Origin of the sequence: Thermosynechococcus sp. PKX82 (assembly GCF_031583255.1) — a bacterium.
In the GTDB taxonomy this organism is placed as follows: Bacteria; Cyanobacteriota; Cyanobacteriia; order Thermosynechococcales; family Thermosynechococcaceae; genus Thermosynechococcus.
Genome location: NZ_CP134169.1, coordinates 920,867 through 934,361, shown reverse-complemented (window position 1 = coordinate 934,361; position 13,495 = coordinate 920,867). Strand labels below are relative to the sequence as shown.

13 protein-coding genes and 2 pseudogenes are annotated in these 13,495 nt (G+C 54.1%); 6 read left to right on the top strand and 9 right to left on the bottom strand.

Annotated features, from left to right (window positions below; translation table 11 throughout):
- From RHH53_RS04480 to RHH53_RS04465, 4 genes are all read right to left on the bottom strand, one after another.
- On the bottom strand, window positions 1-828 hold the full coding sequence (locus tag RHH53_RS04480; RefSeq protein ID WP_206201236.1) for an FAD-binding domain-containing protein: 828 nt from the start codon (window positions 826-828) through the stop codon (window positions 1-3).
- A gap of 4 nt (window positions 829-832) precedes the next feature.
- On the bottom strand, window positions 833-1,561 hold the full coding sequence (locus tag RHH53_RS04475; RefSeq protein WP_302678960.1) for a circadian clock KaiB family protein: 729 nt from the start codon (window positions 1,559-1,561) through the stop codon (window positions 833-835).
- Window positions 1,562-1,565: 4 nt separating this feature from the next.
- Complete coding sequence (locus RHH53_RS04470; RefSeq protein WP_302678959.1) at window positions 1,566-2,930, bottom strand: type IV pilus twitching motility protein PilT; 1,365 nt, start codon at window positions 2,928-2,930, stop codon at window positions 1,566-1,568.
- Window positions 2,931-3,013: 83 nt separating this feature from the next.
- Window positions 3,014-3,997: an AEC family transporter gene (locus RHH53_RS04465; RefSeq protein ID WP_302678958.1), complete on the bottom strand. Its 984-nt coding sequence runs from the start codon at window positions 3,995-3,997 to the stop codon at window positions 3,014-3,016.
- Between the two features lie 74 nt (window positions 3,998-4,071).
- On the opposite strand from RHH53_RS04465, the gene RHH53_RS04460 reads away from it, so the two are divergent.
- Window positions 4,072-5,229, top strand: a complete 1,158-nt coding sequence (locus RHH53_RS04460) for an MFS transporter (protein ID WP_310453284.1) — start codon at window positions 4,072-4,074, stop codon at window positions 5,227-5,229.
- Here RHH53_RS04460 and RHH53_RS04455 read toward each other — a convergent pair.
- A complete protein-coding gene (locus RHH53_RS04455) occupies window positions 5,213-7,027 on the bottom strand; it encodes an ABC transporter ATP-binding protein (protein ID WP_302678956.1) in 1,815 nt (604 codons plus the stop codon). The two genes, RHH53_RS04460 and RHH53_RS04455, sit on opposite strands and share 17 nt — an antisense overlap.
- Before the next feature lie 418 nt (window positions 7,028-7,445).
- Between RHH53_RS04455 and RHH53_RS04450 the strand changes: the two genes are divergently transcribed.
- On the top strand, window positions 7,446-9,074 hold the full coding sequence (locus RHH53_RS04450) for a hypothetical protein (RefSeq protein WP_310437887.1): 1,629 nt from the start codon (window positions 7,446-7,448) through the stop codon (window positions 9,072-9,074).
- Between the two features lie 33 nt (window positions 9,075-9,107).
- On the opposite strand, the gene RHH53_RS04445 is transcribed toward RHH53_RS04450, so the two are convergent.
- Window positions 9,108-9,686, bottom strand: coding sequence for a hypothetical protein (locus RHH53_RS04445; RefSeq protein WP_302678954.1), 579 nt, complete (start codon window positions 9,684-9,686; stop codon window positions 9,108-9,110).
- A 12-nt stretch (window positions 9,687-9,698) separates the two neighbouring features.
- Window positions 9,699-10,298 carry a DJ-1/PfpI family protein gene (locus tag RHH53_RS04440; protein ID WP_310453286.1) on the bottom strand — a complete coding sequence of 200 codons (600 nt, stop codon included), beginning with the start codon at window positions 10,296-10,298 and terminating at the stop codon, window positions 9,699-9,701.
- 98 nt (window positions 10,299-10,396) lie between these two features.
- Here RHH53_RS04440 and cobM point away from each other — a divergent pair, with 98 nt between their 5' ends.
- Both cobM and yidD read left to right on the top strand, forming a co-directional pair.
- The gene (cobM, locus tag RHH53_RS04435) at window positions 10,397-11,182 is read left to right on the top strand and encodes a precorrin-4 C(11)-methyltransferase (protein WP_206201227.1); all 786 of its coding nucleotides are present in this window, start codon (window positions 10,397-10,399) and stop codon (window positions 11,180-11,182) included.
- 36 nt (window positions 11,183-11,218) lie between these two features.
- Complete coding sequence (gene yidD / locus RHH53_RS04430) at window positions 11,219-11,479, top strand: membrane protein insertion efficiency factor YidD (protein WP_206201226.1); 261 nt, start codon at window positions 11,219-11,221, stop codon at window positions 11,477-11,479.
- A gap of 13 nt (window positions 11,480-11,492) precedes the next feature.
- Here the strand turns inward: yidD and RHH53_RS04425 are convergent.
- A pseudogene (locus tag RHH53_RS04425) lies at window positions 11,493-11,681 on the bottom strand (hypothetical protein); the annotation flags it as partial.
- 121 nt (window positions 11,682-11,802) lie between these two features.
- Here RHH53_RS04425 and RHH53_RS04420 point away from each other — a divergent pair.
- Window positions 11,803-12,349, top strand: a pseudogene (locus RHH53_RS04420) (transposase).
- Window positions 12,350-12,378: 29 nt separating this feature from the next.
- On the top strand, window positions 12,379-12,600 hold the full coding sequence (locus RHH53_RS04415; RefSeq protein WP_225901655.1) for a type ISP restriction/modification enzyme: 222 nt from the start codon (window positions 12,379-12,381) through the stop codon (window positions 12,598-12,600).
- 7 nt (window positions 12,601-12,607) lie between these two features.
- Here RHH53_RS04415 and purU read toward each other — a convergent pair whose 3' ends face one another.
- On the bottom strand, window positions 12,608-13,483 hold the full coding sequence (gene purU, locus RHH53_RS04410) for a formyltetrahydrofolate deformylase (RefSeq protein WP_206201223.1): 876 nt from the start codon (window positions 13,481-13,483) through the stop codon (window positions 12,608-12,610).
- Window positions 13,484-13,495: the final 12 nt, after the last annotated feature.

Below are 13,495 nucleotides of genomic sequence, written 5' to 3'. Positions count from 1 at the left end.
CTATTCCTTGTGGGGGAAAAGGCGGGCTGCCAATTCCTCGTAGGTGGCATCAAAGGGACAGCGATCGCCCATCGCACACTGGCGACAGTATTTGCCATCGCTATAGCGCTCGAGGTTTTGACGGTTAAAAAAGTAGGGCTTGTGGCTAAAGGTACTGGCCACCCACTGCCACGAGAGGTTATTACTGGCCGGATCGCCATCGAGGAGATGCTGCAAAAACCAAGCGGCTCCCGCCTGCCAGCGCACCCGACACCAATGCACCACATAGGCTGCCAACCATAACCGCGCATGGTTATGCAAGTAGCCCATTCGTTGTAGGTCGGCACTAAAGGCATCCATACAGGCCAGTCCCGTTTCCGCTGCGATGAGTGCAGGAGGTAAGTCGGTTTGATAATCGGTTGCTTGCCAACCCGTTTTATAGGGTTCGATGTCCTGCCACAGGCGATCGCCCCAACGGATATAGAGGCGCTGCCAATAGTCTCGCCACGCCAGTTGTTGCAGTAAGGCTTCCGCTTGATAGGGGTGAGACACCACTTCCCGCAGGCGATCGCGCACCGCCGCCAAACTGATCACCCCGTGGCGCAAATAGGCCGAAAGCCCCGTTACTGCCCCCGCCAAAAAGTTGCGACTCTTGCCATACCGTAGAGGCTGTATCTTGGCCAAACGCTCTTGGGCTGCTGCTAAGCCACCACGGGTTTCACTGACCGCGTCATCCTCCCCCACCACATCGGCAAAGACTTGGCGCAGATAGGGCACATAGGCATCACGAGTTCCCGCCATTCGCTCCACAGCAGCAGCCGCGAGCAGGTCTTTAGCAGAATTTGTCATCGGTCTAAGGGCTTAATAAACGTTGCAGGCGATCGCGATTATCCAAGTGTCCCACAAGGCGGCGCACCGGCTGGGGATAGACCCGCACTAAGGTTGGCGTGGCCTGCACTTGATCCTCCTCCGCCAGATCGGGTTGCTTGGTGACATCCACCACTTTGAGCGTATAAGGCACCTTGAGGAAGCGACTCAGCAAGTCATGGAGATTCTTCAGGGCAACTTCCGTGGCATGGGTTTCTCCACGCACATAGAGGCGAAAGACATAGCGATCGGGTTCCGAAGGACGCGGTGCAAAACTGCTCAGGGGGGTGGCTTCCTGCAAATCATAGATCAGTTGGTGCTGCTCCCACAGTTGGGGAAAGCTGCTGCGGTAGGCCTCTAGGGCTTGGACATCGCAGGGATGCTGCGGATCCTGTACCAACTGCCACGGCAATGTGGGCTGATGAGCAGGGGCAAAGAGGGCATTCAATAGGGGACGATGGGGCCATGCCAAGGGATAGACCTCCGCCGCCACTCGCAGGCATTGCTGCTCCTCATCAAACCAGTAATCTACCGCCGCTGTGTAGCAGGGGGATAGAAAAAGGGGCGGCTCCTCCAAATCCAACAGTTGTTGCAGGGCTTGACAAAGCGACTGATGCCAATGCCCCTGTTTTGATGGGTCACGGCAAAAGACCACATCCTCCCCCGGTGTAAAGAGGGCCAACCCCTTGTATAAGACAGGCTTGAGGCCAACCATTGCTCTAGACACGACCCCGTAGAATTTGCGCCATTTCGTTGGGTTTGGGGGAGTTTTCGATGGCGGTTTCCTCATCAATGCGCCCCGCCTCATAGAGTTCGTAGAGGCATTGGTTCATCGTGCACATGCCGTCATACCGACACTGCGGAATAATCGCCTCAATTTCCTCCACTTCACCCCGCAAAATGTAGTCCTTGATGGCATCGGTGTTGATCATGATCTCGTGAATCGCTGCCCGCTTACCATCCGTCGTACGCACAAGGGCTTGGGCAATGACTGCCACCAGCGACTCCGCCACCTGCATCCGCATCGGTCCTTGTTCATCGGGGTTGTAGAGGTTGAGGATCCGCTCAATCGTTTTCACGGCACTGTTGGTGTGCAACGTACCAAAGACCAAGTGACCCGTTTGCGCTGCTTTTAGGGCTGTATTCACTGTCTCGCGATCGCGCATCTCCCCAATCAGAATAATATCGGGGTCTTCCCGCAACGACGCCTTCAGAGCATTGTCAAACTTCAGTGTATGGATACCCACCTCCCGCTGGCGGATCAGGGCACGGCGACTTTGGTGCACAAACTCAATCGGGTCTTCAATGGAGATAATGTGCTTCGGCATTTCGGTATTGATATAGTCCACCATTGCCGCAAGGGTGGTGGATTTCCCAGAACCCGTTGGCCCTGTCACCAGAATCAGACCCTTGTGGTAGTGGCAGAGATCCTTGAAGACCGGCGGCAAATTCAATTGCTCTAGGGTCAGAATCTTCACCGGAATCAAGCGCAGCACCATGGCGGGGCCTTTGAGGGCGACAAAGATGTTGATCCGCACACGGCATAGCCCTTCGTACTGATAGGCACCATCGTATTCAAGGTGGGTGCGAAACTGCTCAATTTGTTGGGGGGTCAGCAGTTCATTCAGCCAGTAGTTAAAGGTTTCCTCATCAGTAACGGGATAGTTGGTAATTTCTAAACGTCCGCGATCGCGAAAGCGCGGCGCTTCGCCAACCCCAACATGAATATCGGAATAGCCGTGCTCAAAAGCCTCCCGCACCAGTTGTTCCATTGTCGGGCCAGAGATCCGCGCGGCTGGTGTGGGCATCGGTTGGGTCGGTACTGCCTGTTGGGGCATTCCCGGCTGCGGCGGCATTGGTCGTGGCGGCATCCCCGGTTGTGGTGGCATGGGTCGAGGCGGCATGCCGGGCTGTGGGGGCATCCCTTGGGGAGGCGGTGGGGGGGCAGCAGGACGGGGAGGCGCCATTCCCGGTTGGGGAGGCAGCGGCGGAACACCCGCCCCCATTGGCGGCCGGGGCGGTGGCATCGGGGGTGAATTGGGAACACGTGGCGGTGGAGGAGGAGGACTTTGGGGATTCGTCATAGGGAAACTCGTGAGAGGGCTAGCAATGGATCAGGTATTTTCAGTGTGCCACTGTTCTTGGAAAAGGAGAGCAGTCGTTAGCGTTATGTTAAAACTTGGCGGCACAGGAACACCCACAGCGGTAACACCGCCACAAAGCTCAGGGTACTCAGAGCAATCACCGCCGGTGGCAGTTCGGTATTGAGTTCGTATTCCTCTGCCAAAATTAGCGCGGCAAAGGCGGTGGGCGTACCAGTCATAATCGCGATCGCCAGCAACGTATCGCCCCGCAAGCCCAAACCATAGGCGATCGCCATCATCGTCAATGGCAGCAACAACGTCTTCACTAACATAGGCAGCAACCCCATACGAAAACTTTGCCAGCCGGGGAGCCGACTCAAACGAATTCCAGTGAGGACAAAGGCAAAGGGAATCACCAAGTGAATATCCATCTCACACAACTTTTCAATCGCCTCGGGAAAGGAAAGATCATGGGTCGCAAAGCCGGCCATGGAGGCCCAAAGGGTCGGCACGGTTGGAATCACCGCCAAGGCGCGCCACCAAGGTTGATCATTGCCCTTACCGTAGTACTGACCGAGAAATGAACCCAATCCATAGGTGCCGAGGGCATTTTGGGTAATGGCATAGAAGGCCGCCCAGGGCAATGCCGTGGCACTCAGGAGAGGAATCGTGACCCCCAAACCGACAAAGCCCGTATTGCCGAGAATGCTGGCAATCAGATAGCTCCCCTGAAAGCGGCGACTTTCTCCTTCGGGAACTGTACTTGTCAGGAAGGGAGGAGTATAGTGGAGCCATTGGGGCTGAAAGTAGCGTTGCTGCCAATAGTAAAGGCCTTGGGCAAGGGTATAGCCGACAATGAGCGCCACAAAGGCCAGCAGCGGTGCCAACCAAATTAACCCCGCGAAGTTGGTTTGCCGCACCAAAGCAAAAATTTGAATGGGCACTCCGACCCAATAGAGGCTGCGCCCCAACCATTGGGGAATCACTGCTGGCAACCAACGGCCACAGATGAACCCCAGACTTGTCCAAATGACTAAGGGACTAGCTGCGCTGAGTGCACCCACCATCGCGATCGCCCTTAACGATTCTCCACTCAATATACTGTGGACATTCCTAAATTCCTAAATACAGGAGTTGAGTCATGGTTTGCCAAAAAGGCTCCGCCCTCAGGTTTGTCGTGCTCCTAGGGGTGGTTTCCCTCTGTGCCGACGCCACCTATGAAGGCGCCCGCAGTCTTACGGGGGTCTATTTAGGAGTATTGGGTGCCAGTGGTACCGTTGTCGGCCTCGTAGCGGGTTTGGGGGAATTCATCGGCTATGGTCTACGCCTTGGGATTGGCTATCTCAGCGATCGTACCCGTGCCTATTGGCGCATTACCACCCTTGGTTATGCCATCAATACCTTAGCTGTGCCCCTCATGGCCTTGACCCATCGTTGGGAAGTCCTAGCGGGATTCATGATTGCTGAGCGCACCGGTAAAGCGATTCGTACACCCCCCCGCGATGTGTTGCTCTCCTACGGTGCTCGCCAAGTGGGTCGCGGCTTTGGCTTTGGTCTCCATGAGGCGATGGATCAAATTGGTGCCGTTGTTGGGCCGCTGATGGTGGCCGGCGTCTTTGCCCGCACCCAGCACTATCAATGGAGTTTTGCCGTCCTCGCCATCCCTGCCCTGATGGGGCTGGTCGTTTTATTGGTGACGCAGCGGCGGTACCCAGAGCCACGGGACTTTGAAACGGTGGTGCAGGATCTGAATACCAAAAGACTACCAACACTGTTTTGGATTTATCTATTGGCCGTGGCCTTTCTGGGCGCCGGTTATGTGGATTTCCCCTTGATTGCTTTTCATTTACAGCAGGGAGACAGTCTGCAAACGAGCCAAATCCCGCTGCTCTACGCCTTGGCGATGGGGGTTGATGCCGTGGCTGCGCTGCTCTTTGGGTACTTACTGGATCGCATTGGCATCATGGCCTTGATCCTTGCGGTTGTGCTGTCGGTAGGCTTTGCTCCCTTGGTCTTCCTCAGTTCTGCGGTGATTTGGGGCATGGTGCTGTGGGGTATTGGCATGGGTGCCCAAGAATCCATTGTGCGGGCGATCGTCGCCAACCTCGTCCCCCCAGAGCGGCGGGGGTCAGCCTATGGCATCTTCAGCACTGGCTATGGCTTAGCGTGGTTTCTCGGCAGTTTCCTCATGGGAGTGCTCTACGATCGCTCCTTGGGGCTGTTGGTATTGGTGTCGGTAGGGCTACAACTGCTAGGGCTGCCACTGCTGTTGTGGATTAGGATCAGGCGTCCTGGGTAGGGGCTGCTTCTTCGGCAAGCGCCTGTAACCGGTAGAGATGGGCATACACCCCATTGCGGGCCAAGAGTTCACTGTGGGTGCCCTGCTCCACCAGTTGTCCCCGTTTGAGCACAAAAATGCGATCCACATGGCGAATCGTGGCTAGGCGGTGGGCAATCATAATGGCGGTTCGATTCACCAACAGGCGGTTCAAGGCCTCCTGAATCATTACCTCTGTACCCACATCCAAATTGGCGGTTGCCTCATCAAGGACAAGGATTTCTGGATTGCGAATCGCTACCCGCGCAAAGGCTAAAAGTTGTCGCTGCCCCGCTGATAGATTCGTGCCCCGCTGCCGCAGGGGAGTGTCATAGCCTTGGGGCAACTGCTCAATGAAGTCGGCAATGTTCATTTCGGCGGCCACCCGCTGAATTTCGGCAAGGGTGTAGTTGTCACCGAGGGCAATGTTGCTTTTCACATCCCCTGAAAAGAGAAAGCTATCCTGCAAAATCACGCCAATGTGCTGCCGCAGTTCTGCTTGGGTAAAGTCGCGGACATTGCGACCACTAACAAGGACTTCACCGCGCGTTGGATCATAGAGGCGACAAAGCAAGCGAATAATTGAACTTTTACCTGCACCCGTAGGACCAACAATCGCCACCTTTTCGCCAGCATGGATCTGAAAGGAAAGTTGCTTGAGGACGTAGTCATCGTCTTTGTAGGCCAGCCAGACATCGCGAAACTCAACGGCAGCGGCTGTATTTTCTGGCTTGGGCAAACGCAAAAAGGTGCGATCGGGATCCTGAATTTCAATCGGTTCTGAGAGCAGATCATGGATGCGCTCAATGGCGGTTAAGCCCGCTTGCACCGTGGTAAATTTCTCCGCCAACTGCCGCAACGGATCAAAAACGCGCTGGGAAAAGAGAATAAACGTGGCCAAAGTGCCAAAGTCAATCGTGCGCTGCTCCACCAAGGCACCGCCCAGCCAGAGAACCCCCGCGATCGCCACAAAGGCAATCCACTCCAACGTTGCTGATACTGCCGAATCGTAGAAAATCGTCCGATCCACCTCTTTGATGTAGCGTTGATTGCGCCGCCGAAACAGTTGGCTATTAAAGGCCTCACGGCGAAACAGTTGCACCACGGTAATGCCAACGATGTTTTCCTGAAGATCGGCATTCAGTAGCGACAGCTCCTCGCGGGATTTGTAGTTGGCCACGCGGTAGCGATGTTGAAAATAGATAATCAGGGCAGTGATCGGCAGTACCAAGGCCAGCAGCAGCGTTGCTAGGAGGCGGTCAATGAAAAACATTGTCAGGATGACCACCAGCATTGAGAAGACATCGCTGAGAACCCCCACGGCGCCAGTGGCAAACACATCCCCCAGAGCATCCACATCACTGGTCAAGCGGGTAATGAGCTTACCGACGGGGGTGCGGTCAAAAAAGCGCGACGATAACCGGAGCACGTGGTCAAATAAGTCATGGCGAATATCGGCAGTAATGTTTTGGCCAATTTTTTGAATCCAGTACCCCTGCACCGCCTGCACCCCAAAGCGCAGCACCACGGTAATCAGCAGTGCAATGCTCAGTAGATCAATCCCTTGGGTCAGGGTCAAAGGTTTCAAAAAGCTATAGGTACTCTCTTCGCCTTTGAGGAAGGCGATCGCCTGACCAATGATGATCGGTTGTAATGCTGCTGCTGCCGCCAAGGGAATCAAGAGCAAGCCACTTCCCACCAGTCCCCAGCGATAGGGCTTGAGGTAAGGAATCAGTCGTTGCAAAAGTTGCCAATCCGTGGAGCGTGTTGCCGCTGTCATGCCCTGCTGAAATTTGTGAACATCCTTTTTCCCAGTCTAGTGGGTGCTTGTAATTGTTTGTAACAATTTACACGCTTTAGGGAGTTGTCATCTGGCCATCCCTTAGCTACACTAAAGGTAGTTCGGGCTATTAATCCCCCGCATAGCCCCACTGAAATCCCCGAAAAGGTAAGTTACGCCGAAAGGGTAACGCACAAATCAAGGATCCTGTAGCCGCCGCTTCAGAAAATGGTATGGATGTCCTTGATGCCGAAGGGATTTTTTCCAAGCTTCTCAACCGCTCTAAACTTAGGGTGTAGGTTAGCTTGGTTGTTGATACGTAGGATAGTCAAGCGATCGCCACCCGCTCCCTATCACTCTTTTGAAATCGCAGTAGGCTAGAACTAGCGGCACCCCGTTCCATTCTATTGATCGGTTTATGAGTGATTCCCGTTTGCTGGATATTGCGCGGCAGGGCGACCCCCGTGCCATTGGTACGCTGCTGAATGCTGTCCTCCTGCCAAAGCGGGTAAAGGCCACTGTGGTACGTCAGGCCGAGGAGTTAATGATCACGCTGCATTCAGAAAAAATACTCAATCAGGGGGCAGCCGTAACCTTGATCCGCACTGCCTTAGAAAAATTGCACTTGCCAGAGATTCAACGGGTTTTCATTGAGTCACGGGTGTTGGGTGTCCCTCTCTGGGAAAGTCATTTTCAGCTCCAAGTCCTGCCACCCACCCAACCCCATCGAGACGTGGTCGAGGATCCATGGGGCACCGAAACGGCAGCGACTGAGCCACCCTCCCCTGAACCCACGCTGCTGGATTTAATGTCTGCTTTTATGACCTCCGAGGTACCTGCCACATCTGAAAGTCAGGATGCTGTGGCGCGATCGCCCGAAGAGAAGGAACACCCGATTCCAGTAGAGAGCACACCTGAATATGGGGATGTAGCTCCTCCCCTAGAGCAAGTCACTGAGAATGGAACAGGGGCAGAACCCATCAGTGAGCCGCAAGAGCGTTTCCTAGATGAGATTCCAGAAATCGATCCTGATGAGGACATTAGTTTGGCAGATTTAGCTGCCGCCTTTGACCCCAACCCACCCTCACCAGAACCCAATACTGACCGTGAAGAATCTCCATCTGAGTCGCCCTCGCTGCAAGAAGAACACATTGAAGCCAGTACCGTTGGGGGGTTCTCAGGGGAATGGGAATTGCCAGTCCTCGAAGTCGCTGCTGAACCACCTCCAGAAGCTTCTGAGTCCATAGAAGAGAGCATTGCAACACCAGAAGCCCAAGACAGTATTGCTGAGATCCCTGAACCAGCACCCGAACTCTCTGAAGCTACCCTAGAGCAACCGACCCTTGAAGCATACGACTTCCCTGAACCGACGACTGAGGATATTGCCGCCCTAGAAGCCTTAGAGGCGGAGATCGACCCCCAGCCCGCCATGACTGCTGAGATGACGGCTGAAGCTGAATCCTCGCCTGAGGGGGCGATCGCCCCAGACGCTGCCTCTGTTGTTGAGGATCCTTGGGCAGTCTCAGACATGTTGCCCACTGCACCCCCAGTTCCTTCAGAATCTTCTGCCCTTCCCCAACACCAAGAAGCCGCCAACTATCCTCCCCTACGGGATCCTTGGTTAGAGGCCGAGCCTGAGCCACCGGTTCAGGCAGATAAGACACAAGAACCCCCACCACCCCCTGAAACCGCCACAGAACCCCCCCAGCCCCCCTCTGAATCCGAGATTTACACCATTCCCACCATTGAAAAAGTCCCCCGCGATCATCAATCAAAGGTGGCAGGTCTTGCCGGCATAGTCATGGGTCTGGGCTTTTGTGCCACGGGATTAGGAACCATCATCGGTCTGCCGATGGTCGTGGGCAGTATGTGGATGCTTGGGGATGAGGAGGTATGGAGTGGCGAGTGTCCCCATTGTCATCACCCGCTGAAAGTTCCGGTCGGTAAGCTGTGGCGCTTTAGTTGTGAAAAGTGTCAAGGGTTGATTGAAATGAAGAATGGCCGCTTCTACGCGCGGCAAACGCCCCCTGCACCCCCCTCGTCTTGAATCTGAATCTAAACAGAACTCTAGATGTCTGACTTAGGTGTCTAAATTCTCTAAATTCAAACTGACCCGACCCCGTTGGCGACGGGCTTCAAGAGCTTGGGCAATGAGATCCAATAGCCCCGGTGCTTCTTCCTGAATCGTCAGCAATAGGCGTTCGCCCATGGCCAGATCCGCGTCGAGCGGCGGAGGCTCGTGTTCAACCAACTCTCGCAGTCGCGGCACTGTATTGTCAACGATTTCCACGAGTGCCCCCAAGCAGCGAAAAAATTGCCGTTCGGTGAGGGTGCTGTCCTCAATGGGGAATTCAATCATGGCACGCACTTCACCCTCATTGGGGTCGTACTCCCACTGCAACATTTTTGTCTGCCACGAAATGCACAGTAGCGTTTGCAAAATGGCATCACGAAACTGGTGGGTTTTAATCCCCGGCAAAAGATTGGGGGCATAGAGCTTAAAAAACTCGCCTCCCTCATCTAGCTCAATGACGACGATAAATCGCTCAAGGTGATCACCGTTGACGCCCGTAATAATTTGGTGGTTGGCCGCATTCAACCGATAGTTCAGTTGGTGCCGTTGGAGATATTGGGCAATTTGGCTGAGGGCGATCGCCATGCCACGGTGATCCTACACTGCTGCCAAGGGTCGGTGGCTAATCGTTGTTCCCAAAATCTCTAAAAATGCCGCCAACCACTGGGGATGGGCAGGCCAAGCGGGCGCCGTGACCAGATTGCCATCCACTACGACTGCATCCACTGCCACACTGGTAAAGTTACCCCCAGCACTCACGACCTCAGGGCCACAGGCCGGATAGGCCGTACAGGTTTTGCCCGCAAGAACGCCTGCTGCCGCCAACAGTTGGAGGCCGTGACAAATGGCTGCAATCGGTTTTTGGGTCTCGCCAAAGTGCTTGGTGATTTCCAGGACCCGTGGATTGAGGCGCAAATACTCTGGGGCACGACCCCCCGGCACCACTAGTGCATCGTAGGTAACGGGGTCAATCTCTGCAAAAGTGGCATTGAGGGTAAAGTTATGTCCCCGCTTTTCACTATAGGTTTGATCCCCCTCAAAATCGTGAACTGCCGTGCGAACAATGTCCCCAGCGACTTTATCAGGGCAGACAGCATGCACGGCATGACCCACCATTTGGAGGGCTTGGAACGGCACCATCACTTCGTAATCTTCCACATAGTCACCCACAAGCATGAGAATCCGTTTGCCGCTCATGATTCGCTGCCTCTTAAACTGACCTGTCTTGATCCTGACATAACTTGTGTTACCGGCAAAAGTTAATCTTAGTAAGGGGAATAATCAGGTGCAGTGTAGTGCTAAAAAGACAGACCTCGGCTGGGGTTTACTTTGTGGGTGCTGGCCCCGGTGATCCAGAATTACTCACCCTCAAGGGACAACGGCTGATCCAAGAGGCCGATGTGATTTTCTATGCCGATTCTCTTGTGCCGACGGGGATTTTGCAGTTTGCACCGCCGAGTGCCACCTGTATTCCCACAGCCGCAATGACTCTTGAAGAAATGATTCCGCTGATGGTTGAAGCAGTCCAAGCGGGTAAAAAAGTGGTACGGTTGCAATCGGGAGATCCGAGCCTCTACAGTGCCATTCACGAGCAGATTGCCCGCCTCACCGAAGCAGGCATTACCGTTGAAGTTGTCCCCGGCATCAGTGCCTATCAATTGGCCGCCGCCCGCCTCAATGCCGAACTCACCCTACCCGAATTGGTACAGACAATTATCCTCACCCGTGCCAGTGGCCGTACACGCGTCCCACCAACAGAAGAATTGGCCAGTCTAGCCGCCCACAAAGCCAGCCTTTGCCTCTACCTGAGTGCGAATTGTGTCCACCGTGCCCAGCGAGATTTGCTTCAGCACTATCCACCCGAAACCCCAGTTGCTGTGGGCTACCGCTTGGGATGGCCCGATGAGCAGTTGTGGCTGGTTCCCTTGGCTGAAATGGCGGCGTTTAGTCAGCAGCAGCGCTTGACGCGCACCACCCTTTACCTGATCAGTCCAGCACTGGCAGTACAACATCAAGGCCATGGCTCATTGCGCTCCTGCCTCTATAGTCCAGAACATCACCATCTATTTCGCCCCCATTAACCTGCGTATAATTGGGATACCTTGTAGGCAAAGGCTGTGGACAACTGGCTAAGCAAAGCACTGATCTTTTTGATTCGCGCTTATCAGCATTGGATTTCGCCCTTATTTTTGCCCACCTGTCGCTATAGGCCCACTTGTTCTGTCTATGCGATTGAGGCGATCGCCCGATTTGGAGCAGTCAAGGGAACCTATTTAGCTATTCGTCGTATTTTGCGCTGCCATCCCTTTGCCGCCGGCGGCTATGACCCTGTACCCGATCCCCACGATGACTCTGTGCCCCCCTCTTCCCCTTGTTAGTGTCCGGGAGAGCCTATCGACCCTCTACGGCATCGGCATAGCGATAAATTTCTATTCCCAATGCTGCGGCAACTGGTCGTTCCCGATCCTCTACCATTGGCGAAATCACGATTTTACGGTCAATTTGGCGTTGGGGGTGACGTGCATAAAAATTCACCTTGCGATCAAAGATATACATCCCTGCCTTGTCAATTGAAGATTTATAGCTATTTCGAAAAAGAATGAGATATTTTCAAGAGGGATAGGCTATACTCAAAGCGTCATGAATGTTACTCAAGAATATGAGCTATGGCTTGAACTGACGAGAGCGGGTTGTCTCCTACATCCAGCAAGGTGGCAAAATCAGTGAAGCAACTCAAATCTTCCAGGTGAGCCGCGCCACTATCCATCGCTGGCTGAAGCGAGAGGACTCAGCCCCCACGGTTGTCCCCCGTCGTCCTTGGAAACTGGATTGGGCGTCTTTAGCAGCCGATGTTGCTGCCCATCCCGATTGATGGAGAGCGAGCGGGGAAGCGTCAGAAAAGAGAGAGTTGAGTCGCAGGACGGTATAGACACCAGAAAGACTTCATCGCCCCAATGCTGTTTTGCGGATACTTGAATGCGTTAGGGTTTGTGAGCTGGCTGAGTCAGTACTGTTTGCCGGCGTTAAAGAGACCGTCGTTGTTGATGATGGATAATGCACCGATTCATCCAAAAGGGGCGATTCAGGCAGTGGTGAAAGCGGCGGGTCACGAGGTGTTATTTTTACCGAAATACTCTCCTGATTTGAATGTGATTGAGCACGACTTCAGTGCGCTGAAGCGAGCGCGGATGTATGCAGGGTCAAACAGTTCGATTGATGAAGTGATTCGCAAGTATTGTGCTGGATGATATCTCATTCCTTATTGGAATAGCTATATGTGGTGAATGGCAAGCCTGCCATCGAGTGGGTGATGGATCGCTATCAAGTCACTGTGGATAAAGACAGCCAAATTCGCAATGACCCCAACGACTGGTCAGCAGATCCCCGCTACATTATTGACTTACTGAAGCGCGTGGTGCGAGTGAGCGTCGAAACGCTCCAGATTGTCCAACAGCTTCCAAAGTTCAAGCTCCTCAGCAAAAAGGCAACTGCCCCCTGATTAGCGCCTAGGCAAAGACTGCCGTGCGATTGCCATACACCAGAATCCGATTTTGCAAATGCAGCCGTACTGCCCGTGCCAAGACCACCCGTTCTAAATCCTTGCCCTTGCGAATCAGATCTGCCACCGTATCGCGATGGCTAATGTGCACAACTGCCTGCTCAATAATCGGTCCTTCATCCAAATCCGCTGTAGCATAGTGGGCCGTGGCACCAATGATTTTTACCCCCCGCTCATAGGCACGGTGGTAAGGATTCGCCCCCGCAAAGGCAGGCAAAAATGAATGGTGAATGTTGATCACTTGGGGAAAGGCCTCAATAAATTCTGGACTGAGTACCTGCATATACTTGGCCAGCACCACCAGATCGATGTTGTAGTCCTTGAGCAGTTGCAGCTGCTTGGCTTCGGCAAGGGGCTTGGTCTCTGGTGTCACGGGGATATAGTGAAAGTCAATGCCAAACTGTTCGGCAATGGGACGTAAATGCTCATGGTTACTGATAATCAGGGGAATTTCCGCAAAGAGATCCCCCGCTCGCTGCCGCAGCAGCAAATCCCACAGGCAATGATCTTGGCGGCTCACCCAAATGGCCAAGCGATAGGGAATATCCGACGCCCGCAACTGCCAGCGCACCCCTTGCCAACTGGCAAAGACTTTTTCCCGCTGTGCATAGTTGATAAATGTGGCAGCAATCTGATCGCGGGGGATTTCAAAGCCCTCTAGTTCCCACTCGAGGCGGGAGAGAAAAATGCCCGCGACAGCATCCGTGTGGTGATCAGCATGAACAATGTTACCGTTGTAGCGATAGACAAACTGCGCCAACTTGGCCACTAACCCCCGCTGATCAGGACAGGAAATGCAGAGGGTCATGGTGGGCATGGACATAGGAATAAAGGG

What these genes read in the sequence shown, in the direction of transcription:
- RHH53_RS04480 (WP_206201236.1), bottom strand. Translation starts at nt 828, where the DNA reads ATGACAAATTCTGCTAAAGACCTGCTCGCGGCTGCTGCTGTGGAGCGA.
- RHH53_RS04475 (WP_302678960.1), bottom strand. Translation starts at nt 1,561, where the DNA reads ATGGTTGGCCTCAAGCCTGTCTTATACAAGGGGTTGGCCCTCTTTACA.
- RHH53_RS04470 (WP_302678959.1), bottom strand. Translation starts at nt 2,930, where the DNA reads ATGACGAATCCCCAAAGTCCTCCTCCTCCACCGCCACGTGTTCCCAAT.
- RHH53_RS04465 (WP_302678958.1), bottom strand. Translation starts at nt 3,997, where the DNA reads ATGGTGGGTGCACTCAGCGCAGCTAGTCCCTTAGTCATTTGGACAAGT.
- RHH53_RS04460 (WP_310453284.1), top strand. Translation starts at nt 4,072, where the DNA reads ATGGTTTGCCAAAAAGGCTCCGCCCTCAGGTTTGTCGTGCTCCTAGGG.
- RHH53_RS04455 (WP_302678956.1), bottom strand. Translation starts at nt 7,027, where the DNA reads ATGACAGCGGCAACACGCTCCACGGATTGGCAACTTTTGCAACGACTG.
- RHH53_RS04450 (WP_310437887.1), top strand. Translation starts at nt 7,446, where the DNA reads ATGAGTGATTCCCGTTTGCTGGATATTGCGCGGCAGGGCGACCCCCGT.
- RHH53_RS04445 (WP_302678954.1), bottom strand. Translation starts at nt 9,686, where the DNA reads ATGGCGATCGCCCTCAGCCAAATTGCCCAATATCTCCAACGGCACCAA.
- RHH53_RS04440 (WP_310453286.1), bottom strand. Translation starts at nt 10,298, where the DNA reads ATGAGCGGCAAACGGATTCTCATGCTTGTGGGTGACTATGTGGAAGAT.
- purU (WP_206201223.1), bottom strand. Translation starts at nt 13,483, where the DNA reads ATGTCCATGCCCACCATGACCCTCTGCATTTCCTGTCCTGATCAGCGG.